The sequence below is a fragment of the Acidovorax sp. SUPP2539 genome (assembly GCF_030158975.1).
Classification (GTDB): Bacteria; Pseudomonadota; Gammaproteobacteria; order Burkholderiales; family Burkholderiaceae_C; genus Paracidovorax.
This window is the reverse complement of the sequence record NZ_BQXJ01000005.1, coordinates 399,346-424,153: the sequence shown is the minus strand read 5'-3', so window position 1 is coordinate 424,153 and position 24,808 is coordinate 399,346. Positions and strand designations below refer to the sequence as shown.

The following is a 24,808-nucleotide window of genomic DNA, read 5'->3' as shown; positions in this document are numbered from 1 at the left end:
GGGGAGCGGTCTCGAGCAATACGAGGGGTTAGACCCACTACCGCTTTTCAGCTTTGACGTGTGAGTGTCGACTGTGCAGCGATTGCTGTTTGTGGCGGTAGCGCCATCGAGTTGCGGTGGCGACCCTTTGCTGTCATCCAGTCGGCCCTGAATTCCGAGGTCAGATGTCTGGTTTCAGAGCCGCTGCTGCCGTTCGCATGCCGCCACGGCACAGCCCCCCTCGCGTGTACTCGGGCCAGATGATTTTCGTCGGACATGATTTGCGCCACAGATTTGGAATGCAGTTCGTCTAGCTGACGGTGCGCCGCTACACTTGTGACCAATGCCACCGGCTGCTCGGTCGGTGCATTTCCTAAGTAGAACGGCGTTGCAAAGAGGGTGTAGAGATGACAGGGTCAATCAGTAGTCTGTCTAGACCGAGTCAGACGTCCGACCCGTGGGGGCGCTACTACACCTCGCCTTTGGTTAGTCGGTCGTTGATCGAGCGGATCGAGGTGCCCCAGCCAAAGCTGGTGCTGGAACTGGGGTCGGGTGCCGGGTCCCTCTGCAGCGCTGCAGCCAAACGCTGGCAGGATGCCAAGCTTGTCACCGTGGACGTCGACTGCGGCGCGCCTAGGCCTTTGGACGCCAGCAACGCCTCCCCGCGCCTCAAGCACACCCACTTCGTCCATGATGTTCTGGACGAGGCGCTGTCGGACCGAATCGGCCTGAAGCTCGGAACAGTGGACGTTGCCGTCTGCAACCCGCCGTACATCCGGCCCAGGTGGCGGGCGGACTTTGGCAAGATCTTGGAGGACGCGGGTCTGTCAGGCGCCCTTACCTCGCTTTTCGACGCTGGCGCAGATTTGCTCTTCCTTGCCCAGAATTTGCGGCTGCTGCGCAACAACGGCAAGCTCGGCCTGATCCTTCCTGACGGGCTGGTGACGGCGGAACGGTTCAGCCGCGTCCGGCAGACGTTGTTGCGTCAACACTTCGTTCAGCAAGTCGTCCAGCTTCCGCGTGGGGTGTTCAAGGGCACCGAGGCGCAGACTTATCTCGCTGTGTTAACCAAGAGCGCGGGTGAAACCGGCGAAGTCTCTCTCAAACAGATGGGGGCCGACGGCCGGCTCAGCGCGGCGATCCAAATCGGTCAGGACGCCGCTGTCAAGCGACTCGACTTCGCATTCCACGCGTCACGTCCGGTGCCAGCCCGCCGCAGTTGTGACAGCCCGTCGCCAATGTCCTTTCGCCAAGCGCTGACCGATGTCGTGCGAGGAAGCATCTGTTCGTCGGCCATACAGTCGTTTCCGGTGCCTGTGTTCCACCTTGGGGATTTTCCGAAGCCCATGGGCGAACAGGCTGTGCGGATCGTGCCAAAGCGCTTCGCGCTAGGCGCTCGTACGGCTCAGCGGGTTGCTCATGATGCCCGACTCGCCATACCAGGGGACATTTTGATTGCTCGCGTTGGCCGGTCGCTTTCGGATCAGGTCGCTCTCGTGGTCCATGGGCCTTGCGTGATCAGCGACTGCATCTTTGCGCTGCGCGCAACGGACAGCTATCGTGAAAGGCTCTACCGTTTTCTGGAAAGCGACATGGGCCGACTAGCCCTCGGTTCTGCAGCCCACGGCGTCGCCGCGAGGTTCATGTCGAAGAGCAATCTGTTCGACATTCACTTCTGAAGGTTCCGACGATGTCTCAGAATCTTCAATTCGATGGCTTCGATCAACTCGCTGTCGAGCGTGCCGTTCACTTGCTTAGCCGCACGGGCGTGCGAGCGCCTCTGAACATCGAACGAATCAAGCGGTGGGTCAAGCAGTTCCAGTCTGAGGCCGAGAAAACGCTCGCCTGGCTGATCTTGCGCAACCTGATATTTCGTACTAACGAGCAGCTCCTTTCGTCGATGCGCCAGGCCCTCAAACAGGCGACGATTCACTTCGTCGAACAGCAGGGATCGCAAGGTGAGGTTGCCTGGGGAGACGCGCTGAGGGGGAGCACGGGCCTAAGCATTTCCTGCGGTCCGCCGTCGCTGGCCACCCGCGGCTTTGTGCCTCCCGGTAAGAGCGGCGAGCTGATGGCCCGCCTGGTCAATCAGCGCTATCGGATCGAGAAGCATTTTCCCTCTGAAATCAATGTGCTGACGCCTGACGAACGGTTCATCGTGGTCGACGATGGCACCTACACGGGGGTGCAGCTGTGCACCTTCCTGAGAAATTGGGATATCGACTTTTCTCAGCGGCGCGTAGCCATCGCCGTATCTATGGCGCATAAGACGGCCTGCCAGGCGCTCAAGGACGAGTTTCCAACTATTCCGATGTTTTACGGCGAACTGCTGGCGCCCGAGATGTGCTTTACGTCCCTCTGCCAGAGGTGGGTGGAAACGGGGCAATGGCGATATGAGACGTCGCCGATCGACGTATACGCTGAAGTCCACAGGCGAAACCAGCCCTTCGAGAAGGGAAACGGTGCTGGTGGCTATGGTGATATTGGCGCACTCATCGCGTTTGAGCACGGCGTACCGGACGATTCCATTCAACTGCTTTGGGACACCTCCCGTACGTGGCAGCCACTCGTCGATAGGGGAACCTGATGACCATGCAAATCGACGCTTCCCTGTTGGCCAAGACGCGTGCCGAGGAGCATGAAGCCGACGTCTGGGGGGAGTTCTTCATCCCCCCCTATTTCGATCAACTTGCGTTGACGACCGCGACGAAGTCCGTTTTCATCACGGGCAAGCGTGGTTGCGGCAAGACCATGCTGCTGAAGTACTTCGACTATCACACGGCCTTCTCGAAGCGCCGCGAACAGATTCCGGCCAGCGAGATCGACCACGTCGGTGTTTACTGGCGCGTTGATACGCAGTTCTGCAGCTCGCTCAACCATCGCGGCATTGAGGAGGGCGAATGGAGCGTCGTATTTGAGAGCTACTTTGGCTTGGTGATCGCGATCGAGCTGCTGCATGCAGCAAAAACCATTGCGCAGAGTGCCTTCCAAGAACTTGACGAGGCGAAGCTGGCGTCGTTGGCCTTCTTGAGCGCTGGGGACTACATGGACGGCGCACCAACCGGCGCGGGTGACCTGCTCCGGTATCTGGAGTCGCTGAGGCGCAAATTCACCACCTGGGTCTCCAACGTCAAAGCCATGGCGCGCCCGGTGCTGCCCCCCGGCCGCCACTTCGTCTTGTCGCTGATCGGCGATCTGCGCGAACTGCCGGAACTGGCGACGCTGTCACTCTTTGTATATGTCGATGAGGTCGAGAACCTGGTGCCGTACCAGAGGCATGTGCTCAACGCATTTTTGAAGCACAGCCAGCGTCCGCTGATCGTCAGCTTCACTTCTAAGGAGCACCCATCGGATAACCAGACGTCCGGACCTGAGTCAATCAACGCCACGCACGACTACCGGCTCCTGGATCTCGACAAATTCTTGGAGGCTAGCAAACCGACCACGTTCTTTGCTGAGGTGTTTCTTAGCAACTTGGACATTGCCGCGAGCCTCGCAACCAGTCCTCGCCTCGACATAGTCCGGTCTCACGACCGTCTCGCGGAACGCCAGGGACCGTCCTATCAAAAGGAAGTCATCGGGATAATGCGCAAGCACTTTCCCGAAATGTCGGACAAGCAGATCGCCGCAAGCGCATTGCGGGAGCCTGCTCTCAAAGACATCTTGACCCGCAAGATCAGTAAGGCGCTGAAAGACCGCGCAAGCAAGCTCTCGGCTCATGAATTCCTGTTCGAGGGTGCGGCCCCTGAGGCCCTGGTCACGCTTCCGGCGTTGCTCAACCGCGAGACGTTGGTCCCAGAGAAAGTGTTGGCGGAATTGCATCGCTTTTCGGCGGAGGGCAAGGGCTCGTTCGACACTACCTGGGTACACAACAATTTGTTCGGCTCTATCTTGGAGTTGTACCGCCCGTTCGCCCGGGAATGCCCGCTGTATAGCGGCTTTGACACGCTGGCCACGATGGCCAACAACAACCTCCGCAATTTCCTGATTCTTTGCTACAAGACCCTCGAAGTCGCAGACCTGCGTGACGAGCCGGAAGCGCCGTATTCCGTTGACATTCAGTGTCGCGCTGCCTACGACGCTTCGGAGCAGCTGATAAAGGAAATCCGAACTTTCGGTCGCCTGGGCGAACAGCTGCGGGTTTTTGTGCTGCGGTTGGGAAGCATCTTCCGGGCACTGCAGGCAAGCCCGGCGATGAGCGAACCCGAACAGAATCAGTTCACGATCAATTCCGGAGGTCGGGCGCTACAGGCCGAAGAGCACGCTTTCATCGCTGAGGCCCTGCGCTTTGGCATCCTCGTCGAGCAACAGGAGACCAAGTCGAAGTCTGGCGTCGGTTTGGATATCGTCGACTACCAGCTTAACCCGATCTACGCGCCATATTTCCAGATAAGTTACCGCCGCAAGCGCAAGCTGGAAATCTCTGTGGAGCAGTTCCACATGCTCATCATGGGCAACGAGACGGACTACCGGGAATTGGCCCGAGGTCTGGCGCGTCAGTTGTCCGATGCCGATGCTGTGCAACTCGGCCTGCTCCTGTCATGAAGGTCAAATTCTTCTCGAGATCTGGCACCAGCGCGGCCGAACTCCAACTTCCTGAAAACATGGTGCTACTGCACGGCGAGCAGCTTGATGATCGCGGGCAGTTGGCCTGCGGCTGTGTGCCAGAGTCGGCGCGAGTGCTGCTCGGGTACGGCGTCGACGACATGTCGCTGACAGTGGGAACCGAAACCAAATCCAGCGACTTGGCATCGGAAATGCTTAGTGGCTTCGATCGTGACAAGGTGGTGCTCGAGGCCACCACGCTGGGCTTTGCGGAGCTGTTCTGCGCCACCAATGCCTTACTAGCCAGCGGCGCTACCTCGGTGAATATCATCTACGTAGAGCCCGCCCAGTACCAGCGTGTGAGTCCTGGCGGAGATCAGTTCATGCTATCCGAGCCGACCCGCGGCTATGCGCCGATCCCCAACGCAATTGTCGACCTCACCAGCGACGAGGTTGAAGCAGGTGTATTCTTTCTGGGATTCGAGCCAGAGCGGCTCGACCGCGCGCTTGAAGAGCACCAGATGATCGCCTCTAAAGACGTCAAGCTGGTCTTCGGCATCCCGGCCTATCACCCCGGGTGGGAGCTCGACGCCATCATTCCGCACTTGCCCGCGCTGGTCCAGCACGGGCTGCAGTTGGACTACTGCGCGGCAAATGACCCAGAAGCTGCGTTCGAATGTCTGGAGCGCACACGTGCAGCATTGAGCGAGGACAAGCGCATGTTCGTCGCGCCCATTGGACCTAAGCCATGCGGCATTGCATCTGCGATCTTCGCTAGCGTGTATCCCGAACAAGTCGGCCTATTGTTCGACCATCCCCGCCGCAAGAAGAAGCGCTCCACCGGGACCGACCTCTGGCACCGTTTCACGGTGACGGTTGACCGCAGCGAGGCAGTCCCGTCCGAAGCAGAACCCTAAGGGCCTTGTCAGTCCTTCGCACCGGCAATAGCTGCCTGCAGCAGCTCTTTGATCTTGGGCTCGGGCTTCCAGTAGTTCGGGCCTTTAAGGAACTTGCCATTCGCGTCATAGATGGGCTTGCCATCTGCGCCAAGCTTGCTTTCATTACTGTCCATGATGACAGCCAGTACATCTTCGAGCGGCAGCCCGAACTTGAGAGCCTCCGAGCGACAGTAAACGATGACGTCGCCCAGCAGGTCAGCAATCGCGACCATGACATCGATCGGTTCAGCATTGCGCTCGCAGGCCGCGACGATGTCATCAATTTCATTAACCTCGTCAAGAAGCGTTGCCTTGAACTTACGCAAGCGATCTGCCGGGTCAGCCGGAAGAACAGGGGTATCTTGAGCCGGCAGCTTGTACATCGCGTTCATTAAGGCGATGCGTTTGGCAAAGGATAGGTCGCTCATTCTGCTTTTCCTACAACGCCTGACGGACTCATGTATTTGACAGGACTGCCGAACTTTAATGCATCGGCGGCTTTTTTGGTCTGCAGCCAATGACGAAGGCCATCGCAAATGCCACCTGATGGACCAGAAAGTGTTGCGGTCAGCCCATCCTGGGATCCAAAGACTGATCAGTGCTAACGCTAGCGGTCATTGGGCGCCAAATCTCAATGGCAGCAGCCAGCCTCTTTCCGCCTTCGGTTGGCCGGCGGCTTCGCAGCGATAGCACCAGGTCAGCACACGGCAAAGCAGTCACTTGGTGATCGTCAGGTTCCAGTGGCAGCTTTGAGGTGTAGAGCTGACCTTCTCGAAAGTCCTGGTGCCATGACTGCTTTCGGCAACAGCAGTCATTCGAACTTCTGAGGAGAACGACGGCAACCAGCCTAAACCAGCTGATCAGAAGCCGTGGCAATTGCTAGCACCCAACTGGTCGCTGTCGTGGCGGCAATTGTTTGCCGGATACGGAGATAGCTACGGCGATCAAAAATAAACCGCCACCCTCCGACTGTTTTTGGGACAGCGGCGAGCACCTACCCATCAGCGCCAGCCGCCCCTTCGACTAAACCTTCGCGCGCAGCGCCACGGCCCCCCGCGCCAACTCGGTCACCCTCGCCCAGTCCCCCTGCGCCAGCGCATCCCCTGGCACCAGCCACGACCCGCCCACGCAGGCCACATTCCCCAGCGCCAGAAACTCCGCCGCATTGCCCGGCTGGATCCCACCCGTGGGGCAGAAGACCACATCGCCGAACGGCCCCTGCCACGCCTTGAGCATGGCCAGGCCACCGGCCTGAACGGCGGGAAAGAACTTTAGCGCGTGGAAGCCCTCTTCCTGCGCCATCATGATTTCGCTGCCCGTTGCCACGCCGGGCAGCAGCGGCAGCCCCAGGTCGCGGCAGGCGCGGCCGACCGCGGGAGTGAAGCCCGGGCTCACCGCAAAGCGGGCCCCGGCACGGGCGGCGGCCTGGGCATCGGCCGCGCTGCGCACGGTGCCGGCGCCGACCACCGCTTCGGGCACGTCGCGGGCGATGGCTTCCATGCAGGCCAGGGCCTGCGGGGTGCGCAGCGTCACCTCCAGCATGCGGATGCCGCCAGCCACCAGGGCGCGGGCCATGGGCACGGCGTGGGCCACATCGTTGAGCACGATGACCGGAATGACCGGTGCGTCGCGCATGACCTGCACGGCGGTCAAGGCCGCGTTGCCGTGGTTCTGGTTGGTGTCGTCGTCGTTCACAGCCACGAGCAGGCTCCCTCTTCTGCGCTGAGCGCGTTGCGCCGGAATCCGGCAAACAGTTCACGGCCCCAGCCGTGGGCGTTGTCTTCGGCCTGTGCGGGCGGCAGCACGGCGGGCGTGCGGGCCTGCCAGGTGGCGGCATCGACCAGCACGTCGAGCGTGCCTGCCACGGCGTCCAGCCGGATGACGTCGCCGTCCTGCACCCGCGCCAGCGCGCCGCCGGCGTTGGCTTCGGGCGAGACGTGGATGGCGGCGGGCACCTTGCCCGATGCGCCGCTCATGCGGCCATCGGTCACCAGTGCCACGCGGTAGCCCTTGCCTTGCAGCACGGCCAGCGGCGGGGTCAGCTTGTGCAGCTCGGGCATGCCGTTGGCCTGCGGGCCTTGCCAGCGCACCACGCAGATCACGTCGCGGTCCAGCTGCCCGGCCTGGAAGGCGGCCTGCAGTTCGGCCTGCGAGCCGAACACGGCGGCGGGCGCCTCGACCACGTGGCGGTCTTCCGGTACGGCAGAGACCTTGATCACGCTGCGCCCCAGGTTGCCCTGCAGCAGCTTGAGGCCGCCGGTGGCGCTGAACGGCGCGGTGGCCGGGCGCAGCACGCCGTCGTCGCCGCTGGCGCCGATGTCGGTCCAGCCCAGGCGCCCGTCCGCGTCGCCATGGGGCAGCCGGGTGTATTCGCGGATGCCGCCGGGCCGCACAGTGAGCACGTCTTCGTGCATCAGGCCGGCGTCAAGCAGTTCGCGCAGCACGTAGCCCGGGCCGCCCGCGGCCTGGAACTGGTTCACGTCGGCGCTGCCGTTGGGGTACACGCGGGCCAGCAGCGGCACGGCGTGCGACAGCGCGGCGAAGTCGTCCCAGTCGATGACGATGCCGGCCGCACGCGCCACGGCCACCCAGTGGATGAGGTGGTTGGTGGAGCCGCCAGTGGCGAGCAAGGCCGACATGGCGTTGACGATGGCGCGCTCGTCAATGACCTTGCCGATGGGCGGGCACGCGGGGCCGAGCACGGTGCGTGCGGCCTCGCGGGTCAACTCCTGCCGCAGCACTTGGCCGGGGTTGATGAAGGCGGTGCCGGGCACGTGCAGGCCCATGGCTTCCAGCAGCATCTGGTTGCTGTTGGCGGTGCCGTAGAACGTGCAGGTGCCTTCGCTGTGGTACGCGGCGGATTCGGCGGCCAGCAGTTCGGCGCGGCCCACCAGGCCTTGCGCGGCCTGCTCGCGCACCTTGGCCTTGGCGTTGTTCGACAGGCCGGAGGTCATGGGCCCGGCCGGCACGAAGACGGTGGGCAGGTGGCCGAACTGCAGCGCGCCGATGAGCAGGCCGGGCACGATCTTGTCGCACACGCCCAGCATGAGCGCGGCGTCGAACACGTCATGGCTCAGTGACACCGCCGTGGCCATGGCGATCACGTCGCGGCTGAACAGGCTCAGCTCCATGCCGGGCGTGCCCTGCGTGACGCCGTCGCACATGGCGGGCACCCCGCCGGCGACCTGCGCCGTGGCGCCGTGCTTTCGGACCTCGTCCTTGATCAGATCGGGGTAGTGCTGCAGCGGCGCGTGGGCCGAGAGCATGTCGTTGTAGGCATTGACGATGCCAACGTTGGGTGCCTTCTGGGCCACCACGCGCAGCTTGTCGTTGCCGGGCATGCCGGCGAAGGCGTGCGCCACGTTGGCGCAGCCCAGGCGGTCGGCGCCGCGGTCGCGGTGGGCATGGGCTTCGAGCTGGGCAAGGTAGGCGGCGCGGGTGGACGCGCTGCGCTCGCGGATGCGCCGGGTAACGGCTTCAACGGTGTCGTGGATGGGCATGCTGGCGGGTGTTGGCAACGGGCTGGCGGAGCGCCCATGGTAAACCCGCAGGCCGCTCCGTCTGTAGGCAAAGGGCATGTGTCGGCCCGCCCCGGCCCGTGGCCGCGGGGCGAACCCATGCGTACCGGGTTACTGCGCGCTGCGCGCCTGCTTGACGGCCGCGTTCACCGCGTCCCAGGTTTCCTGGCCGACCGATTTGGCGATGCCGGTGTTCACGCTGGCGAGCTTCTCGCGCATGCGGTTGGCTTCCGAGCCGGGCAGTTCGTTGACCTGCATGCCCTTGGTCTTGAGGTCGGCCAGGGCCTTGGCGGCTTCTTCGCGCGTGTCCTTGCGCTCGAAGTCGCGGCTCTTGACGGCGGCGTCCTGCAGCACCTTCTTTTCCGCGGCGGAGAGGGTGTCCCACCACTTCTTGCTGACGGTGACGATCCAGGGGCTGTACACGTGGTTGGTCACCGTGAGGTACTTCTGCACTTCGTAGAACTTGCTGGACACCACCGTGTTGAACGGGTTCTCCTGGCCATCGACCGCGCGCGTTTCCAGGGCGGTGAACAGTTCCGAGAACGGCAGCGGCACGGCATTGGCGCCCAGGGCCTTGAAGCTGTCCAGGAACACGTTGTTCTGCATCACGCGCAGCTTGATGTCGCCCAGGTCTTCCAGCTTGTTGACGGGGCGCTTGCTGTTGGTGAGGTTGCGAAAGCCGTTCTCCCAGTAGACCAGCCCGACCATGCCCTTGGGCTCCAGCTTGGCCTTGACCTTTTCGCCGACGGGGCCGTCGAGCACGGCGTCGGCCTCCTTCACGTTGTTGAAGAGGAACGGCGTGTCCCACACGGCCATCTCGGGCACGATGCCCACCAGCGTGGCGGTGGAGCCCACCATCATCTCCTGCGCGCCGCCGATCAGCGCCTGCTGCATCTGGGTGTCGGAGCCCAGGGCGGCGTTGCCGATGGTGCGCACCTTCATCTTGCCACCGGAGGCCTTCTCGACCTCCTGCGCGAACAGGCGCGCCGCGCGGCCCTGGTTGGAGTCGTCGACCAGGCCATAGCCGAAGCGCACGAGGCGCGGCTTGAAATCCTGGGCCTGGGCGGCCCCGGCGGCCACCAGTGCGGCCACCAGGCCGGCGAGAGCGAAACGGATGCGCATGCTTGTCTCCTTGTATTGAAAGCGCTGAAGAGAGAGGGAAAACGAAACCATCGGAAATCGGGGCCGGCGGCGGCTCAGTGCAGCCAGCGCAGCGGGCCGGTGATGAGCACCGGGAACAGCACGAACAGCACCAGCAGCACCACGTACATCAGCAGGAACGGTGTGGTGCCCTTGATGACGGTCTCCATGCGCAGACCGCCCACCCCCGCCACCACGTTCTGCACCGTGCCGACCGGCGGGGTGATGAGACCGAGCGATCCCACATAGATGAACATGAAGCCGAAGTACACCGGATCGATGCCGGCCTTCACCGCCAGCGGCAGGCACACGGGCCCGAAGATCAGGATGGTGGGCGTCAGGTCCATGGCCGTGCCCACGACGAGCAGGAACAGCATCATCAGCGCCATGAACACGATGGGATTGCCCATCACGCCGGAGAAGCTGTCCGCCAGCATGGCGGGCAGGTCGGCCAGGGTGATCATGTAGGCCGTCACGGTGGCCGCGCCGCACAGGAACATCACCACGGCGGTGGTCTTGCCCGCCGCCAGGAACACCTCGTACAACTGGGCCCAGGTGAGTTCGCGGTAGACGAACATCGACACGAACAGGGCGTAGACCGCGGCCACCACGGCGGCTTCGGTCGGCGTGAAGATGCCGCCCTTGAGCCCGCCCAGGATGATGACCGGCATCATCATGGCCCAGAAGCTGTGGACCAGCGCCTTCATGCGCGCGCCCCATTCCACGCGCTCCATGGACGGCAGCTGGTGCTTGCGGGCGATCCACCACCAGGCCAGGATCAGGAAGATGCCCATCATCAGGCCCGGAAACACCCCCGCCAGGAACAGCTTGCTGATGGAGGTGTTGGTCGTCACCCCGTAGATCACGAACGGCATCGACGGCGGAATGATCGGCGCGATGATGCCGCCCGATGCCAGCAGGCCCGCGCTGTAGCTGGGCGGGTAGTTCTGCTGGCGCATCATGGGCAGCAGGATGGTGGCCAGGGCCGCGGTGTCGGCGATGGCCGAGCCGCTCATCGAGGCCAGCAGCACCGCGGCGCCGATGGCCACGAAGCCCAGTCCCCCGCGGATGTGCCCCACGAAAGCGCGCGCCAGGTCGATGATGCGGCGCGACAGCCCGCCCGCATTCATCAGCTCGCCCGCCAGGATGAAGAAGGGCACCGCCAGCAGCGGAAAGTTGTCGAAGCCGGCCTGCAGGTTCTGCGCCAGCAGCTGCGAGTCGAAGAAGTCCAGGTGCCACATCAGGGCCACGCCCGTCAGCACCAGCGCGTGGGCGATCGGCATGCCGATCACCATGCCGCCGATGAGCACCAGCAGAAAAATCGCGGTCACGATCATGTCCGGCCCCTTATTCGATGTCGCCCGCCGGGCCGGCCGGCGTGGGCGGCTCGCCGCGCAGCAGGTCGAACACCAGGGCCACCAGCAGGCCGGCCGCCAGCACCAGCGTGGCGGCTGCGGCCAGCGCCAGCGGGTAGCCGAGCACCGTGCTGTAGCTGCTCATGCCGGCCACCACCTGCTCCCAGGAGCCCTTCAGCAGCAGCACCATGCACACCGCCACGAGCAACTGGCTCACCCAGAACAGGCCCTTGCGCGCCCCGCCCTTCACGCGCGAGGTGAGCATGTCGAAGCCCAGGTGCTTGCCTTCGAAGGCCGCGACGATGGAGCCCACCGCCACCAGCCACACGAACAGCAGGCGCGAGACCTCTTCGTACGACACGATGCTGGTGTGGAACACATAGCGCAGCACCACGTTGACGAACACCGCCACCACCATGCCGGCGAGCGCCAGCACCATGAACAGCTCGGCCAGCCGCTGCAGTGCCGGCTTGCGGCGGGGTGGCGCGTGCGGGGAAGAAGACGGGGCGGCCAGATCCCTCGTCGGCGGCTGCGGACTGCTCATGCGTTGTCTCCTGCCGCTGTGTCGCGGCCTGTTTTTTCGGGGGTGAAAGCCTCGGGGCCGCGCACCCAGGCCACGGCGTCCTGCACCAGCGTGGCGATGGGCTGCATGGCATCGAGCGTCAGCACGCCGGGTTCGCCTTCGGGCGATTCCAGCGTGGCGAACTGGTCGGCCACCAGGGCGGGCGAAAAGAAGTGGCCGGGCCGCGACTGCACGCGCACCAGCGCTTCGTCATAGCCCAGCTTCAGGAAGACGAAGCCGAGCGCCGGGTGCGCCTCGCGCAGGCGATCGCGGTACTTGCGGCGCAGCGCGGAGCAGGTCAGCACCACGCCCTGCCCGCCTTCGCTGGAGTCCAGCAACAGGGCCAGACGGCCGAGCCAGCCGGCGCGGTCGGCATCGGTCAGCGGCGTGCCGGCCCGCATCTTGGCGATGCTCTCGGGGGCATGGTAGGCGTCGCCTTCGTGCAGCGTCCAGCCCAGGGCCTGCGCGCAGGACTCGCCGACGCTGGATTTGCCGCAGCCCGACACGCCCATCACGACGATGGCCTGGGGGCGAAACATTGAGATAGCGCTATCCATTGAATTCGAAGAAATGCGGTGGGGCATGGAGCCGCACCGCGGGTGGCTGGGCCGGGTTTGCTGCACGCTACAGCGCCATCGGTCGCCGCATGCTTGTTTACCCTGTGAAAGATAGCGCTATCTTAGGAAACAATGCCACCCAGACTGCTCCGGATTAACCCTTGACCGACGCCACCCGCCGCCCCCGCCGCTCCAGCGGCCGCATCACGCTCGACGACGTGGCGCGCGATGCCGCCGTGAGCCCGATCACCGTCTCGCGCGTGCTGCGCGGCGAACGCAGCGTGGACGCGCAACTCGCCGAGCGCGTGCGCGCCTCGGCCGACCGCCTGGGCTACGTGCCCGATCCAGCGGCGCGCGCCCTCGCCTCCCAGCGCAGCACCCAGGTGCTTGTGTTGGTGCCCATGCTGTCCAACACGCTCTTCGTCGATCTGCTGGAGGCGGTGCACCGGACGCTGTTCCCAGAGGGCTTTCACCCGCTTATCGGCGTGACCCACTACGACACCACCGAAGAAGAGCTGCTGCTGCGCACCTACCTGCCCCACCGGCCCGCCGGCCTGCTGGTCACCGGGTTCGACCGCAGCGAAACCGCCCGCCAGCTCATCGCCCGCAGCGGCGTGCCCTGCGTGCACCTGATGGAGACCAGCACGGCGCCGGACGTCGCGTGCGTGGGCTTTTCGCAGACCGATGCGGGCGCGGCCATCACCCGCCACCTGCTGGACCGGGGCCGCCGCCGCATCGCCTTCTGCGCAGCCCAGCTGGACCCGCGCACGCTGCAGCGCGCCGAGGGCTACCGCCGCTGCCTGCGCGAGGCGGGCCTGTATGACCCGGCGCTGGAGGTGCTCAGCCCGGAGCGCTCGTCGGTCGCACTGGGCGCACGGCTGTTCGAAGAGGTGGTGCGCCGCATGCCCGGCGTGGATGCCATCTTCTTTTGCAACGACGACATCGCCCAGGGCGGGCTGCTGGCGGCCAACCGGCTGGGGGTGGCGGTGCCCGGGCGGATCGCGGTGGCCGGGTTCAACGACCTGGAGGGCAGCGACCAGATGGTGCCGCCGCTCACCACCGTGCGCACGCCGCGCGCCGAGGTCGGGCGCGCCGGCGCGGCGATGCTGCTCGGGCTGATGCGTGGCGCGCCCACCGCGCCGGGGTGCGTCGAGCTGGGCTACGAACTCGTCGTGCGCGGCAGCACCTGATCACCGATCCAGCGCGGGGATGGTCAGCGGTGCGCCGCGCTGGTGCGCATCCAGAACGATCTGCGTGGTGAAGCGGCGCACGTTGGGGTCGTGCAGCAGGCACGCCTCGCAGAAGGCCTCGTACGCCGCCAGGTCGGGCACGATGACGATCAGCACGTAGTCGACGCTGCCGGCCACGCCGTAGCATTGCTGCACCTCGCCGCGCTGTCCCACGGTCTCGCGGAAGGCCCGCGTGGCGCGTGCCGACTCGTCGATCAGGTCGACCTGCACGATGGCCGTGATGCCCAGGCCCAGCCGGGTGCAATCGAGCTGGGCGGTCTCGGCCTGGATGACGCCCGCCTCGCGCAGGCGCTTCAACCGCCGTTGCACTGCCGCGGCGGACAGGCCGACGCGCGCGCCGATCTGCTCGCTGGGCACGCGGGTGTCCCGCTGGTAGAGGTCGAGGATCTGGCGGTCGAAGGCGTCGAGGGGCATGGCGTCGGAGGGTTGCACGAAGGCCGCGTGGAAGGCGCCCACAATGCGGCGAGGCGGCGCTGGCGGGGGCGCAATCGCGGCCCGGCCCACCGCCCCGGTTTGCATACTTTGGGCATGACCATTATCGACACCCCCCGCCGCCTCTCGCTGCGCAACATCGAGCGCGCGGCCTCCCTGATCGACCCCGTGTTTCTCCACAGCCCGCAGTACGAATGCGAGCCGCTCAGCCAGGCGCTGGGCGCCGCCCTGACGCTCAAGGTCGAAACGCTGAACCCGCTGCGCTCGTTCAAGGGGCGCGGCGCCGACTTCTTCCTCAAGGACAACGCGGCGGCGCTGGCCGGCCGGCCCCTGGTCTGCGCCACGGCCGGCAACTGGGGGCAGGCGATGGCCTATGTGTGCCGCGCCCGCGGCTGGCCGCTGGTGGTCTATACCGCCACCACCGCCAATGCCTTCAAGGTCGATCGCATGCGTGCGATGGGCGCGGAGGTGCGCCTGCACAGCGACGACTTCGACACCGCCAAGGAAGAGGCCCGGCGCTTTTGCGCGTCCTCCGGCGCGCTGCTGGTCGAGGATGGGCTGGAGACCCAAATCAGCGAAGGCGCCGGCACCATCGCCCGCGAACTGCTGGCGCGCGATGCCTTCGATGCCCTGCTGGTGCCGCTGGGCAACGGCGCCTTGCTCAACGGCATGGGCCTGTGGACGAAAGCCCATGCGCCGGCCACGCGGGTGATCGGCGTTTGCGCGGAAGGCGCGGATGCCATGGCCGCCTCCTGGAAGGCGCGCCGGCTGATCGAGCGGCCCACCACGCAGACCATCGCCGATGGTATCGCGGTCCGGCGGCCCGTTCCCCAGGCGCTGGACGACATGCAAGACCTGGTGGACGACGTGCTGCTGGTCAGCGATGCGGCCATCCGGCGCGCGATGCAGCTGGTGTTCCAGACGGCCGGCTTGATGGTCGAGCCCGCCGGCATCGTCGGCGTGGCCGCCGTGATGGAACACCCCGCGCTGCGCTCGCAGAAGCTGGCGACCGTGCTGTGCGGCAGCAACCTCACCCCGCAGCAGATCGTGCAGTGGCTGCATTGAGGTCATTTCGGAACGCGGCGCCCAAAGAAAAAGCCCGGCGGACCGGGCTTGCTGTCGAGGGATCGGAGGACGCGGCCGGCGGCCACCCCCTCACGCCCGGATCAAAGCGGTGCCAGCGTGACTTCGACGCGGCGGGCTTCGGCGTTGCTGCCGCCGGCCTGCGTGACGGCGGGCTTGCGCAGGTCGATCTTGTCTTCGGGCACGCCGGCCGTCTTGAGCGCGTCGCGCACGGCAAAGGCGCGGTCCTTGGCCAGTTGCGCGTTGGCGGCGGCGTCGCCCGTGGCATCGTGGTAACCGGAGACCACCACCGAGCGGCCTTCGGCCACGGCACGCGACACGTCGGCCAGGGCCGGTGCTGCACCGGGGGCCAGATCGGCACGGCCCGTGGCGAAGTAGAAGCGGACCACGCCGCCATCCACCACCACGCGGGCCACTTCGTCCTCGGCCACCACCAGCGTGCCGGCGGGTGCGACCACCACGGCGGCGGGCTCGACCACCGGCGCGCGCGCCAGGCTGCGCTGCTTGTACACCGTCACGCCCACCACCGAGGACACCACCAGGGCAATCAGCGCGAACAGGAACCCGAGGGCAAAACGTTGCTGGCTGTCGTCATCGGAACTGCTGAAGGCCATGGGAAGAACTCCGTAAAGTAAATAATGGGGGCTGAAGACAACCCGCGATTGTAGAGTCATGACGCCGCTGCCCGCCCCCTTGCGCGACCCCGCCCCCCTGCTCCAGCGCACCCTGGATGAATGGGGCGGCCAGGACGATCTGTGGATCTTCGGCTACGGCTCGCTGATCTGGCGGCCCGATTTCGACTTCGCCGAGCAGCGCCCGGCCCGCGTGCACGGCTGGCACCGCGCCCTCAAGATGTGGAGCCGCATCAACCGTGGCACGCCCGAGCGGCCCGGCCTGGTGTTCGGCATGCTCTCGGGCGGCAGCTGCCGCGGCATGGTGTTCCGCGTGGACCGCGAGCACGCCCGCCAGACCATGGTCAACCTCTGGCAGCGCGAGATGGCGCTGGCGGTGTACGACCCGCGCTGGCTGCCGTGCCAGACGCCCCAGGGCACGGTGCGCGCCCTCGCCTTCACGCTGTCGCGCCGCAGCCCGAGCCACGCCGGCGTGCTGCCGGACGACGAATACCGCCGCATCTTCGAGCAGGCCACCGGCATCTACGGCACCACCCGCGACTACGCCCAGGCCACCTACGACGAACTGCGACGCCTGGGCATCCACGACCGGGCGCTGGGCAAGCTGCTGGCGCTGGCGCCTGGCCAAAAGCGCTGACCCGCGGCGCGCGCCGGGGCACAATCGCCCGATGAGCAGCAGCCCCCTTTCCTCCTCCATCGCCGACCTGCGCAAGAGCTACGAACGCGCGGAACTCAGCGAAGACGCCTCCCTGGCCGACCCGCTGGCCCAATTCGACCAGTGGCTGCAGCAGGCCCTGGCCGCCCAGGTGCCCGAGCCCAACGCCATGACCCTCGCCACCGTAGGACCCGATCTGCGGCCCAGCACGCGCATCGTGCTGGTCAAGGGCTACGACGAGCGCGGCATCGTCTGGTTCACCAACTACGACAGCCGCAAGGGCCGGCAACTGGCCGGCAACCCGTTTGCGGCGCTGCAGTTCCATTGGGTCGAGCTGGAACGCGTGGTGCGCATCGAAGGGACCGTGGAAAAGGTGGACGACGCCGAGAGCGACGCCTATTTCAAGAGCCGCCCGCTGGACTCGCGCATCGGCGCCTGGGCCAGCCCGCAAAGCCAGGTGATTTCCGGGCGCGGCGTGCTGGTGGCCAACGCGGCCAAGTACGGCGCGCAGTTCTTGCTCAGCCCGCCGCGCCCGCCGCACTGGGGCGGCTACCGCCTCAAGCCCGAGCAATGGGAGTTCTGGCAGGGCCGCAAGAGCCGGCTGCACGACCGGCTGCGCTACCGGGCCGATGGAGGCCAGTGGGTGCGCGAGCGCCTCGCGCCCTGACCGCCCGCGCCGTGCGCCGGCGCTTCGGCCCGGCCGACCGGGCGCCAAGCCTCAGTGGAAGAACCGCTGCGCGACCACCAGCATGAGCGGCACTGTCACCAGCGCCAGCGCCGTGGACACGGCGATGCTGGCCGTCACCTCGTCCTGCATCGTGTCGTAGCGCTGCGTGAACAGGAACACGTTGGCCCCCACCGGCAGCGATGCGGCCAGGAACATCACCGCCGTCGAGGTGCCGCCCAGGCCGAAGGCCCAGGCCAGCGCCAGCAGCAGCAACGGGTGCGCCAGGTTCTTGACCAGCGAAATGCGCAGCGCGTCGCGCGCATGGTGGCCCACCTTGCTGAACGCCAGCGTCACGCCCACCAGCAGCAGGGCCATGGGGCCGAGCGCCATGCCCAGCAGTTGCAGCGGCTTGTCCACCACCTCGGGCAGGTGCAGGCCGGTCTGCGCGAACAGCAGCCCGGCCAGGATGGGCAGCGGCACCGGGTGCAGGATGCCGTTGCGCACCGCCTGCAGCACCGTGTGCAGCATGGGGCGCGGCGGGCTGCGGCCGTCGCGCTGGCTTTCATGCGCCTGCGCCAGCTCGAACACCACCGTGGCCGCCGTGAGCAGGATCAGCGCGTGCAGCGAGATCAGCGTGAACAGCGTCACTAGCCCTTCCTGGCCGTAGACCAGCCCGACCAGCGGCACGCCGATCATGATGGTGTTGCTGAACATGCTGGCCAAGCCGAAGGCGGCCGAGCGGGTGGAAAACCCCATGACCGCCAGCGACACCACGAACACCAGCCCGGCTGCGAGAAAGTACAGGCCCACCGGCTCGAAGTTCAAGTCCTGCACGCGCGACGTGCCCATGGTGCGAAACAGCAGCGCGGGCGTGAGCACCAGGAACACCAGGTTGGACAAATCCTTGACCGCCGAGGCCCGCACCCAGCCCAGCCGCCCCGCGAGAAAGCCGATGGCGATGAACAGGATCACCGGGATCATGGAGGCGAAGACGGGGGAGTTCACGGTGCGATCCTGCGGGCAAAGCCGTCGATTATCCGTGCCCCGCCCCGCCTTGGGGCCCGTCCGGAACGCATTGCCGACTTTCCGGATTCCGCCGCGCACCCCCCTCTACAATCGCGCCGTTGGTGCTCGCGGCGTGGTTCACATGCCGCAGTTCAACGGGAAGCAGGAGGACACCCCGGCAACCGGCCGCTGATGCGCAGCGCCGGCCTGCCGACCCGTCTCGCCTGCGCTGCCCCCGCAACGGTCAAACGGACGAATGCACACCGGCCATTCCCGCCGAGGTGCCTTCAGCATTCCTCCACACAGCCACTGGACGCCTTGAACAAGCGCTGGGAAGGCGAGGAATGCAGCGCCGTCAGCCCGGATACCGGCCAACGAGGTGAGTGCGCTGCCTGCCTGCATACATGAATGAACGGGCGGCGCATTCGTATCGCCCAGACGCCGGCGGGGATGCCGGCCAGGGTTGCTTTTTTGATCGCCCCTCCCTTCCCATGAAGCCCGTCCTTCGTGCGCGCGCCGCTGCGCTCCCGTTCGCCCTCGCGGCCGCCTATCCCCTTTGCGCCCATGCCCAGGCCGAGGGCAGCGCGGTCCCCGCCACCCTGTCCCCGATCACCGTCACCGAAGACCGCGGCGTCGCCACCCCGCTGGTGCTGCCCTCCACCGCCGGCAGCCGGCTGGAACTCACGCCCTTCGAGATGCCCGCCAGCGTGGCCATCGTGCCGGGCGAGCTGATCCGCGCCCTGGGCACCACGTCGGTCATCGACGCCAAGACGCTCGCGCCCGGCATGAGTTCGGCCAACAGCCCGGGCAACGGTGGCAATGTGCTCAGCGCCCGCGGCTTCACCGGCGTCAACTCCGTCAAGCAGCTCTACAACGGCCTGGAGCTCTCCAACGCCGGCGGCGTGGTGAGCTTCCCCTTCGATCCTTGGAACGTCGAGCGCATCGAGGCGCTGTACGGCCCGGCCTCGGTGCTCTACGGCGCCGGTGCCATCGGCGGCGCGGTCAACGTGGTGAGCAAACGGCCGGACCCGGCGCAGGCCTCGCACGAGATCGGCCTGGGCGTGGGCTCCGACAACGCGCGGCACGAAGCCTTCAGCAGCACCGGCCCGATGGGCAATGGCCTGTCCTACCGGCTGGACCTGAGCCACCGCAGCGCGGACAACTGGGTGGACCGCGGAGCGTCCGACACCCTGGCCGCGTCGGCCTCGCTGCGCTACGACCTGTCGCCCCAGCTGAACTTCATCCTGGCCGCCGACTACGGCCGCCAAAAGCCCATGCACTACCTCGGCACCCCGGTGTTCAATGGCGCGCCCGTGCCGGGCACCGAGACGCTGAACTACAACATCGCCGACAGCGACCTGTTTTTCCAGGATCAGTGGACCACGCTGGACACCGAGTGGAAGCCCTCGGCCGATGTCACGGTGCACAACACGCTCTACCGGCTGACCCACAACCGCCGCTACCGCGACGCCACCGTGTTCACCTACCTGCCCGCCACCGCATCGGTGCGCCGCAGCAGCTACCGGGACATTTCCTACTCGCGGCAGACGCAGGAGGGCGTCAACACCTACGCCAGATTCCAGGGCCGGATCGCCGGCATGAAGAACGCGTTCCTCGCCGGTTTCCAGCTCGAGCGCAGCTTCTACGACCGCTTCGACAACGTGCGGGGCGGCACCTCCACCGTCGATGCGCTGCACCCGGTGCCGGGCCTCTACCGCGATGCGTGGCGGGGCGAGTCGATCCCCATGTACTACCTGGACCTCGACCGCGTCGGCGTCTTCTTCGAAAACCACCTGACGCTGAGCCAGCGCTGGTCCATGGTGGCCGGCCTGCGCAGCGACAGCTACCGCACCGAACGCGAAGACCGCCAACTGCGCAACACCACCCGTGGCAAGGTCAGCGGCACCAGCGGCAGCCTGGGCGTGGTCTTCAACCCGGTGCCGGAGGTGGCGCTGTACGGCCAGATCGCCACGGCGCAGGACCCGGTCACCTCGCTGGCGAGCATCGGCGCCAACCAGCAGGGTTTCGGCCTGTCCCAGGGCCGGCAGATCGAATTCGGCCTCAAGCAAAGCCTCTGGGGCGGCCGCTTCGACTGGACGCTGGCGGCCTACCACCTCGTCAAGAAGGACCTGCTGACCGCCAACCTGGCCAACCCCACTCTCCAGGAACAGGTGGGCCAGCAGTCCTCGCGCGGCATCGAGGCCTCGGCATCCGCCCGGCTGGGCGCCTGGCGGGTGGAGGTCAACGGCACGGTGCTCGATCCGAAGTTCGACGACTTCCAGGCCCAGGTCGGCAGCGGCACGCAGCAGCTGGCGGGCAAGGTGCCGATGACCGTGCCCAAGCGCAGCGCCAACCTGAGCGCCTTCTGGGACTTCGCCCCCCGGTGGACCGCGCGCACGGCCCTGCAGTACGTCGGCCAGCGCTTCGTGAACAACACCAACACCGCCTCGCTGCCCTCGTACACCGTGGTCCAGGCCGGCGTGAACTGGCGGGCCATGGCGGGGATGACGCTGGACCTGCGGGTGGACAACCTCTTCGACAAGCGCTATGCCACGCAGGGCTCGGAAGTGCAGTGGATTCTCGGCCGGCCCCGCACCGTCTGGCTGACCGGCACCCATGCGTTCTGACATGCGTTCCGATGCCCCCGTCCCGCAGGGCCCGGGCAGCCGGCGGGCCCTGCTGCGGGCCTGTGGGGCGGCCGGTGCGGCGGGCATCGCCGGCGCGGCCTGGCTGCCGGGCCGCGCGCCGGCCCAGGCCAGGGAGGCCACGGCCATCACCGACGACCTGGGCCGCACCGTGTCCGTTTCGCTGCCCCTGCGGCGCGTGGTCGTGTTCAACCGCTACACGACGGAGTTCATCCGCGCCATCGGGGCCATGCCGGCCGTGGTCGGCGTGGACTTCGACGGCCGCAAGCACCCCGACTACTGGCCGGGCGTGACCCCCGGCATGCTCGCCGGCAGCGGCCAGTCCAGCGTCCACTACGAGGCCATCGTCGGCATGCAGGCCGACGCCGTCTTCATGCCGCGCAACAGCGACTGGAAGCAGGCCGAGCGGGTGCTCAAGCCCTTCGGCATTCCGGTCATCGTGGTCACCGGCTGGGATCTGCTCAAGCACGAGTGGAACGTCGCGCTGCTGGGCCGACTGTTTCACCGGACCGAGGGGGCCGCACGGCTCAACGCCTTCTACCGCCACTGGCGCGACACGCTGCGGGACCGCCTGCAGGGGGCCACGCCCCGGCGCGTGTATTTCGAGGAGGTCGGTCCCTACAAGACCGTGCTGCAGGGCTCAGGCTGGCACGACATGATCGAGGCCGGCGGCGGCACCAACGTGTTCGGCGACCTCCGGCTGCCCGGCGGCGTGTCGCCGCGCGGCAACGTGCAGAACTTCGAGGTGGACCCCGAAGAGGTGGCGGCCCGCCGGCCCGAGGTCGTCGTCAAGCTGCAGCCCGGCCAGTACCTGCCGCACCCGCGGGCCTTCTCGGCCGACGTGCTCGGCCAACTGGCCGCGCGGCCGGGCTGGGAGGGCACGCCGGCCGTGCGCCACCGGCAGATCCACCACCTGAGCTACTACCTCGCATCGGGCTGTTCCAAGATCACCGGTGCCCTGCAGATCGCGCAGTGGCTGCACCCCGGGCGCATGGCCGGCATCGACCCGCAGGCGGTCATGGGCACCTGGCTGCAGACCTTCCAGGGCGTGCCGGCGCAGCGCGGCTACGCCTGTTCGCTGGCTCACGTGAAGGGCGGCACATGAACCCGACCGGCGCCGGACCGGCCTCCCCCGCGCCCCTCTCCACCTCCCCCGCCATCGCGGCGCTGCGGCAGGCCGTGGGCCGCCTGCGGGCCAGCCGCTGGCGCATCGCGGCCCTGGCGGTGTTGGCCCTCGGCTTGGCCGTGCTGGCCTCGCTCAGCCTGGGCGTGCAGTCCCAGCCGGTCGGCACGGTGCTGCGCCAGCTGCTGTCGCTGCTGCCCGGCCTGGAGGCCTGGGCCCACGACGGGCCGCAGCGCAACGTGCTGCTGCAGCTGCGCCTGCCGCGCACCGCCATGGCGTTGGTCTGCGGGGCCGGGCTGTCCATGGCCGGCGTGGCCATGCAGGGCATCACCCGCAACCCGCTGGTCAGCCCCTACACGCTGGGCATCTCGCCGGCCGCGGCGTTCGGCGCGTCCATCGCCATCCTGCTGGGCTGGAACACCCTGCCCGCCACCGGCGCCTGGTGGACGGTGGCGCTGGCCTTTGCCTCGGCCATGGTGTGCGCGGCCGGGGTGCTGGGCCTGGCCTCGCTGCGCGGCGTGCATGCCATGGTGCTGGTGCTGGCCGGCGTGGCCTTCACCTACCTCTTCGGCGCGCTCACCGCGGCGCTCCAGTTCTTCGCCAGCGAGCAGCAGCTCGCGGCCATCGTGCACTGGACCTTCGGGTCGCTCAACGGCCGCTCCTGGAACGAGGTGGGGGTGGCTGGCGGCATCTGCCTGGTGTGCGCGCCGGTGCTGCTCGCCCATGCGGGCGCGCTCAACGCCTTCAGCGCCGGCGGCGACGATGTGGCCGCCTCGCTGGGGGTGCCCGTCGCCCGGGCCCGCATCGCGATCACGCTGGCCGCCGTGCTGTGCAGCGCGGCCATCGTCAGCTTCACCGGCGTGATCGGCTTCGTCGGGCTGGTGGCGCCGCACATCGCGCGCCTGCTGATCGGCGGCGACCACCGTGCGCTGCTGCCCTTCGCGGCCTTGGTGGGTGCGTTGCTGGTGCTGCTGGCCGACATGGCGGGCCGGCTGCTCTTCGCGCCTGTGGTGGTGCCGGTCGGCATCGTCGTCGCCTTCCTGGGCGTGCCGCTGTTCCTGCACCTGCTGCTCACGCGGCGCAACGAGATGTCGGCATGAGCGGCGCATCGGCCACCGCGCCGCCTGCCCTGGTGCGCGCCGAGGGCCTGCGCAGCCGCTACGGCGGGCGCGCGTCGCCCGAGGTGCTGCAGGGCATCGACCTGGTGCTGCAGCCCGGCGAGGTGCTGGGCCTGGTCGGCCCCAACGGGTCGGGCAAGAGTTCGCTGCTCAAGTGCCTGGCCGGCCTGCGGCCGCTGAGCGGCGGCCACCTGGCGCTGGAGGGCCGTGCGCTGGCCGGCTGCACGCGCCAGGAGATCGCCCGTGCCGTCGCCTACGTACCCCAGCACACCGGCCCCGGCATGTCGCTGCGGGTGCTGGACATGGTGCGGCTGGGCCGGCTGCCGCACCGGGGCGCCAGTTCGCCGCAGCAGGACGAGGCCCTCTGCCTGGCCGCGATCGAGCGCCTGGCACTGGAGGCGCTGGCCCTGCGCCACTTCAGCGACCTCAGCGGCGGAGAGCGCCAGCGTGTGCTGATGGCCCGCGCCTGGGCCCAGCAAGGCCGCCTGCTGCTGCTGGACGAGCCCACCAGCGACCTGGACCTGCGCCACCAGCTCGCCACGCTGCAGACCGTGCGCGAGTTGTCGCGCCAGCGCGGCGCGGGGGCCGTCATCGCCATCCACGACCTGGCCCTGGCCGCGCGCTTTTGCGACCGGCTGCTGATGCTGCGCGGCGGCCGCGTGCTCGATGCCGGCGCGCCCGCGCAGGTGCTCACGCCCACGAACGTGCAGGCGCTGTTCGGCGTCGGTGCGCGCATCGGCACCGATGGCGGCCTGCCCTATGTGATCCCGATGGACCCGACCCCCAACGAAAGCCCTTCCCCATGAACCCCAGCGACCCGATCCGCCCTCCCCTGCGGCGCGCGGCCATTCTTCTGGCCAAGGCCTCCATCACCGGCGCGGCCGTTCGCGAGATGGAAGAACTCGCCCAGCGCGCACAGTCCGCGATGGCGGGCCGCTTCGCGGCAGTGGTGCATGCCTTCAGCGAACAGGGCAGCCCGAGCCTGCGCGAAGCGCTGGATGCCCTGGCCGCGGGGGACGCTGCGGACGAAATCGCCATCGTTCCGCTGCTCCTGCCGATGGAGCCGGGCTTTCGCACCTGGATCACCGGCGCGGTGCAGCGCTGGATGCGCGATGCGCAGGCGCCGCGGCGGCCCGGCGTGACGCTGTGCATGCCACCTGGCGACACCCTGGCCGTCGATGCGCTGGTGCACGGCCTGCTGCAATCCACCACGGTCCCCATCGACGCGCCCGCCGCGGCCCCTTCGGCCGGTTCGGTGATTCCGCCGCAAAAGCGCCGCGTGCTCGTCTGCCAGGGCGGCCCGTGCAACCACGCGGGCGCCGCGCTGGTCTGGGGCCACCTGCGCAACGAGCAAAAGCGCCTGGACTTGCGCAACACCGGCGACGGCATGATGAGCGCCCGCACCAGTTGCCTGGGGCCCTGCAACCTCGCGCCGGTGGTGCAGGTGTTCCCGGAGGGCACGTGGTACGGCGGCGTGGACGAGGCCGGCATCGACCGCATCGTCGAATCCCACCTGCTGCGCGGCGAGCCCGTGGCCGAGCTGGCCTACCCGCAGGTGCCCGGCAAGCAGACCCTGCGCTGAGCGGGCGCCCGCCGCCCCCGCC

23 protein-coding genes and 1 riboswitch are annotated in these 24,808 nt (G+C 67.4%); of the genes, 13 read left to right on the top strand and 10 right to left on the bottom strand.

Features of this window, described 5'->3' with window-relative positions:
* The first annotated feature begins 386 nt into the window (after positions 1 to 386).
* The 4 genes from AVTE2539_RS19670 to AVTE2539_RS19655 are packed head-to-tail and all read left to right on the top strand — an operon-like array spanning position 387 to position 5,441.
* Positions 387 to 1,658: an N-6 DNA methylase gene (locus tag AVTE2539_RS19670; RefSeq protein ID WP_284413217.1), complete on the top strand. Its 1,272-nt coding sequence runs from the start codon at positions 387 to 389 to the stop codon at positions 1,656 to 1,658.
* 11 nt (positions 1,659 to 1,669) lie between these two features.
* The gene (locus AVTE2539_RS19665) at positions 1,670 to 2,566 is read left to right on the top strand and encodes a phosphoribosyltransferase-like protein (protein ID WP_284413216.1); all 897 of its coding nucleotides are present in this window, start codon (positions 1,670 to 1,672) and stop codon (positions 2,564 to 2,566) included.
* Complete coding sequence (locus AVTE2539_RS19660; RefSeq protein ID WP_284413215.1) at positions 2,566 to 4,524, top strand: ORC-CDC6 family AAA ATPase; 1,959 nt, start codon at positions 2,566 to 2,568, stop codon at positions 4,522 to 4,524. The genes AVTE2539_RS19665 and AVTE2539_RS19660 overlap by 1 nt, the downstream gene beginning before the upstream one ends.
* Positions 4,521 to 5,441 carry a hypothetical protein gene (locus tag AVTE2539_RS19655; protein WP_284413214.1) on the top strand — a complete coding sequence of 307 codons (921 nt, stop codon included), beginning with the start codon at positions 4,521 to 4,523 and terminating at the stop codon, positions 5,439 to 5,441. Before AVTE2539_RS19660 ends, AVTE2539_RS19655 begins: the two co-directional genes overlap by 4 nt.
* Positions 5,442 to 5,449: 8 nt before the next feature.
* On the opposite strand, the gene AVTE2539_RS19650 is transcribed toward AVTE2539_RS19655, so the two are convergent.
* The 7 genes from AVTE2539_RS19650 to AVTE2539_RS19620 form a co-directional block, all read right to left on the bottom strand.
* Positions 5,450 to 5,890 carry a pyrophosphatase gene (locus AVTE2539_RS19650; RefSeq protein ID WP_284413213.1) on the bottom strand — a complete coding sequence of 147 codons (441 nt, stop codon included), beginning with the start codon at positions 5,888 to 5,890 and terminating at the stop codon, positions 5,450 to 5,452.
* A 595-nt stretch (positions 5,891 to 6,485) separates the two neighbouring features.
* Positions 6,486 to 7,157, bottom strand: a complete 672-nt coding sequence (eda, locus tag AVTE2539_RS19645) for a bifunctional 4-hydroxy-2-oxoglutarate aldolase/2-dehydro-3-deoxy-phosphogluconate aldolase (protein ID WP_284413260.1) — start codon at positions 7,155 to 7,157, stop codon at positions 6,486 to 6,488.
* Positions 7,154 to 8,962: a phosphogluconate dehydratase gene (gene edd, locus AVTE2539_RS19640; RefSeq protein ID WP_284413212.1), complete on the bottom strand. Its 1,809-nt coding sequence runs from the start codon at positions 8,960 to 8,962 to the stop codon at positions 7,154 to 7,156. Before edd ends, eda begins: the two co-directional genes overlap by 4 nt.
* A 129-nt stretch (positions 8,963 to 9,091) precedes the next feature.
* Positions 9,092 to 10,102 carry a TRAP transporter substrate-binding protein gene (locus AVTE2539_RS19635; RefSeq protein ID WP_284413211.1) on the bottom strand — a complete coding sequence of 337 codons (1,011 nt, stop codon included), beginning with the start codon at positions 10,100 to 10,102 and terminating at the stop codon, positions 9,092 to 9,094.
* A 74-nt stretch (positions 10,103 to 10,176) separates the two neighbouring features.
* Positions 10,177 to 11,457 (bottom strand): TRAP transporter large permease, encoded by a 1,281-nt coding sequence (locus tag AVTE2539_RS19630; protein WP_284413210.1) that lies wholly within the window; start codon positions 11,455 to 11,457, stop codon positions 10,177 to 10,179.
* Positions 11,458 to 11,467: 10 nt separating this feature from the next.
* Positions 11,468 to 12,019 (bottom strand): TRAP transporter small permease, encoded by a 552-nt coding sequence (locus tag AVTE2539_RS19625; RefSeq protein ID WP_502868949.1) that lies wholly within the window; start codon positions 12,017 to 12,019, stop codon positions 11,468 to 11,470.
* Entirely contained in the window at positions 12,016 to 12,594 is a 579-nt protein-coding gene (locus AVTE2539_RS19620) for a gluconokinase (RefSeq protein ID WP_502868948.1), read from the bottom strand. The genes AVTE2539_RS19625 and AVTE2539_RS19620 overlap by 4 nt, the downstream gene beginning before the upstream one ends.
* Before the next feature lie 161 nt (positions 12,595 to 12,755).
* Here AVTE2539_RS19620 and gntR point away from each other — a divergent pair, with 161 nt between their 5' ends.
* Entirely contained in the window at positions 12,756 to 13,784 is a 1,029-nt protein-coding gene (gene gntR, locus AVTE2539_RS19615) for an HTH-type transcriptional regulator GntR (protein WP_284413208.1), read from the top strand.
* Here the strand turns inward: gntR and AVTE2539_RS19610 are convergent, their stop codons facing one another.
* Positions 13,785 to 14,258, bottom strand: coding sequence for an Lrp/AsnC family transcriptional regulator (locus AVTE2539_RS19610; protein WP_284413206.1), 474 nt, complete (start codon positions 14,256 to 14,258; stop codon positions 13,785 to 13,787). It abuts the gene before it with no gap.
* Positions 14,259 to 14,372: 114 nt separating this feature from the next.
* Here AVTE2539_RS19610 and AVTE2539_RS19605 point away from each other — a divergent pair, with 114 nt between their 5' ends.
* Positions 14,373 to 15,341, top strand: a complete 969-nt coding sequence (locus AVTE2539_RS19605) for a threonine ammonia-lyase (RefSeq protein WP_284413204.1) — start codon at positions 14,373 to 14,375, stop codon at positions 15,339 to 15,341.
* 101 nt (positions 15,342 to 15,442) lie between these two features.
* Here AVTE2539_RS19605 and AVTE2539_RS19600 read toward each other — a convergent pair whose 3' ends face one another.
* Positions 15,443 to 15,973: an OmpA family protein gene (locus tag AVTE2539_RS19600; RefSeq protein ID WP_284401999.1), complete on the bottom strand. Its 531-nt coding sequence runs from the start codon at positions 15,971 to 15,973 to the stop codon at positions 15,443 to 15,445.
* A gap of 58 nt (positions 15,974 to 16,031) precedes the next feature.
* Here AVTE2539_RS19600 and AVTE2539_RS19595 point away from each other — a divergent pair, with 58 nt between their 5' ends.
* A complete protein-coding gene (locus AVTE2539_RS19595) occupies positions 16,032 to 16,628 on the top strand; it encodes a gamma-glutamylcyclotransferase (protein WP_284404198.1) in 597 nt (198 codons plus the stop codon).
* Between the two features lie 31 nt (positions 16,629 to 16,659).
* Positions 16,660 to 17,313, top strand: coding sequence for a pyridoxamine 5'-phosphate oxidase (pdxH, locus tag AVTE2539_RS19590; RefSeq protein ID WP_284401996.1), 654 nt, complete (start codon positions 16,660 to 16,662; stop codon positions 17,311 to 17,313).
* Positions 17,314 to 17,364: 51 nt separating this feature from the next.
* Here the strand turns inward: pdxH and AVTE2539_RS19585 are convergent, their stop codons facing one another.
* A complete protein-coding gene (locus AVTE2539_RS19585) occupies positions 17,365 to 18,318 on the bottom strand; it encodes an AEC family transporter (protein WP_284401994.1) in 954 nt (317 codons plus the stop codon).
* A 103-nt stretch (positions 18,319 to 18,421) separates the two neighbouring features.
* Positions 18,422 to 18,708: riboswitch (cobalamin riboswitch) on the top strand.
* Between the two features lie 101 nt (positions 18,709 to 18,809).
* Here AVTE2539_RS19585 and AVTE2539_RS19580 point away from each other — a divergent pair.
* From AVTE2539_RS19580 to AVTE2539_RS19560, 5 genes are read left to right on the top strand one after another with little or no spacing between them, the layout of a single operon-like run.
* Positions 18,810 to 20,945 (top strand): TonB-dependent receptor, encoded by a 2,136-nt coding sequence (locus AVTE2539_RS19580; protein ID WP_284413201.1) that lies wholly within the window; start codon positions 18,810 to 18,812, stop codon positions 20,943 to 20,945.
* 1 nt (position 20,946) lies between these two features.
* Positions 20,947 to 22,068 carry an ABC transporter substrate-binding protein gene (locus tag AVTE2539_RS19575; RefSeq protein WP_284413199.1) on the top strand — a complete coding sequence of 374 codons (1,122 nt, stop codon included), beginning with the start codon at positions 20,947 to 20,949 and terminating at the stop codon, positions 22,066 to 22,068.
* Entirely contained in the window at positions 22,065 to 23,186 is a 1,122-nt protein-coding gene (locus AVTE2539_RS19570; RefSeq protein ID WP_284413197.1) for a FecCD family ABC transporter permease, read from the top strand. The genes AVTE2539_RS19575 and AVTE2539_RS19570 overlap by 4 nt, the downstream gene beginning before the upstream one ends.
* Positions 23,183 to 24,010 carry an ABC transporter ATP-binding protein gene (locus tag AVTE2539_RS19565; RefSeq protein WP_284413195.1) on the top strand — a complete coding sequence of 276 codons (828 nt, stop codon included), beginning with the start codon at positions 23,183 to 23,185 and terminating at the stop codon, positions 24,008 to 24,010. Before AVTE2539_RS19570 ends, AVTE2539_RS19565 begins: the two co-directional genes overlap by 4 nt.
* Positions 24,007 to 24,786, top strand: coding sequence for a (2Fe-2S) ferredoxin domain-containing protein (locus AVTE2539_RS19560; protein ID WP_284413193.1), 780 nt, complete (start codon positions 24,007 to 24,009; stop codon positions 24,784 to 24,786). Before AVTE2539_RS19565 ends, AVTE2539_RS19560 begins: the two co-directional genes overlap by 4 nt.
* The last annotated feature ends 22 nt before the right edge of the window (positions 24,787 to 24,808 follow it).

Coding starts and splice junctions, on each gene's coding strand:
- AVTE2539_RS19670 (WP_284413217.1), top strand. CDS start 387: ATGACAGGGTCAATCAGTAGTCTGTCTAGACCGAGTCAGACGTCCGAC.
- AVTE2539_RS19665 (WP_284413216.1), top strand. CDS start 1,670: ATGTCTCAGAATCTTCAATTCGATGGCTTCGATCAACTCGCTGTCGAG.
- AVTE2539_RS19660 (WP_284413215.1), top strand. CDS start 2,566: ATGACCATGCAAATCGACGCTTCCCTGTTGGCCAAGACGCGTGCCGAG.
- AVTE2539_RS19655 (WP_284413214.1), top strand. CDS start 4,521: ATGAAGGTCAAATTCTTCTCGAGATCTGGCACCAGCGCGGCCGAACTC.
- AVTE2539_RS19650 (WP_284413213.1), bottom strand. CDS start 5,890: ATGAGCGACCTATCCTTTGCCAAACGCATCGCCTTAATGAACGCGATG.
- edd (WP_284413212.1), bottom strand. CDS start 8,962: ATGCCCATCCACGACACCGTTGAAGCCGTTACCCGGCGCATCCGCGAG.
- AVTE2539_RS19635 (WP_284413211.1), bottom strand. CDS start 10,102: ATGCGCATCCGTTTCGCTCTCGCCGGCCTGGTGGCCGCACTGGTGGCC.
- AVTE2539_RS19630 (WP_284413210.1), bottom strand. CDS start 11,457: ATGATCGTGACCGCGATTTTTCTGCTGGTGCTCATCGGCGGCATGGTG.
- AVTE2539_RS19625 (WP_502868949.1), bottom strand. CDS start 12,019: ATGAGCAGTCCGCAGCCGCCGACGAGGGATCTGGCCGCCCCGTCTTCT.
- AVTE2539_RS19620 (WP_502868948.1), bottom strand. CDS start 12,594: ATGGATAGCGCTATCTCAATGTTTCGCCCCCAGGCCATCGTCGTGATG.
- AVTE2539_RS19610 (WP_284413206.1), bottom strand. CDS start 14,258: ATGCCCCTCGACGCCTTCGACCGCCAGATCCTCGACCTCTACCAGCGG.
- AVTE2539_RS19605 (WP_284413204.1), top strand. CDS start 14,373: ATGACCATTATCGACACCCCCCGCCGCCTCTCGCTGCGCAACATCGAG.
- AVTE2539_RS19600 (WP_284401999.1), bottom strand. CDS start 15,973: ATGGCCTTCAGCAGTTCCGATGACGACAGCCAGCAACGTTTTGCCCTC.
- AVTE2539_RS19595 (WP_284404198.1), top strand. CDS start 16,032: ATGACGCCGCTGCCCGCCCCCTTGCGCGACCCCGCCCCCCTGCTCCAG.
- pdxH (WP_284401996.1), top strand. CDS start 16,660: ATGAGCAGCAGCCCCCTTTCCTCCTCCATCGCCGACCTGCGCAAGAGC.
- AVTE2539_RS19580 (WP_284413201.1), top strand. CDS start 18,810: ATGAAGCCCGTCCTTCGTGCGCGCGCCGCTGCGCTCCCGTTCGCCCTC.
- AVTE2539_RS19575 (WP_284413199.1), top strand. CDS start 20,947: ATGCGTTCCGATGCCCCCGTCCCGCAGGGCCCGGGCAGCCGGCGGGCC.
- AVTE2539_RS19570 (WP_284413197.1), top strand. CDS start 22,065: ATGAACCCGACCGGCGCCGGACCGGCCTCCCCCGCGCCCCTCTCCACC.
- AVTE2539_RS19565 (WP_284413195.1), top strand. CDS start 23,183: ATGAGCGGCGCATCGGCCACCGCGCCGCCTGCCCTGGTGCGCGCCGAG.
- AVTE2539_RS19560 (WP_284413193.1), top strand. CDS start 24,007: ATGAACCCCAGCGACCCGATCCGCCCTCCCCTGCGGCGCGCGGCCATT.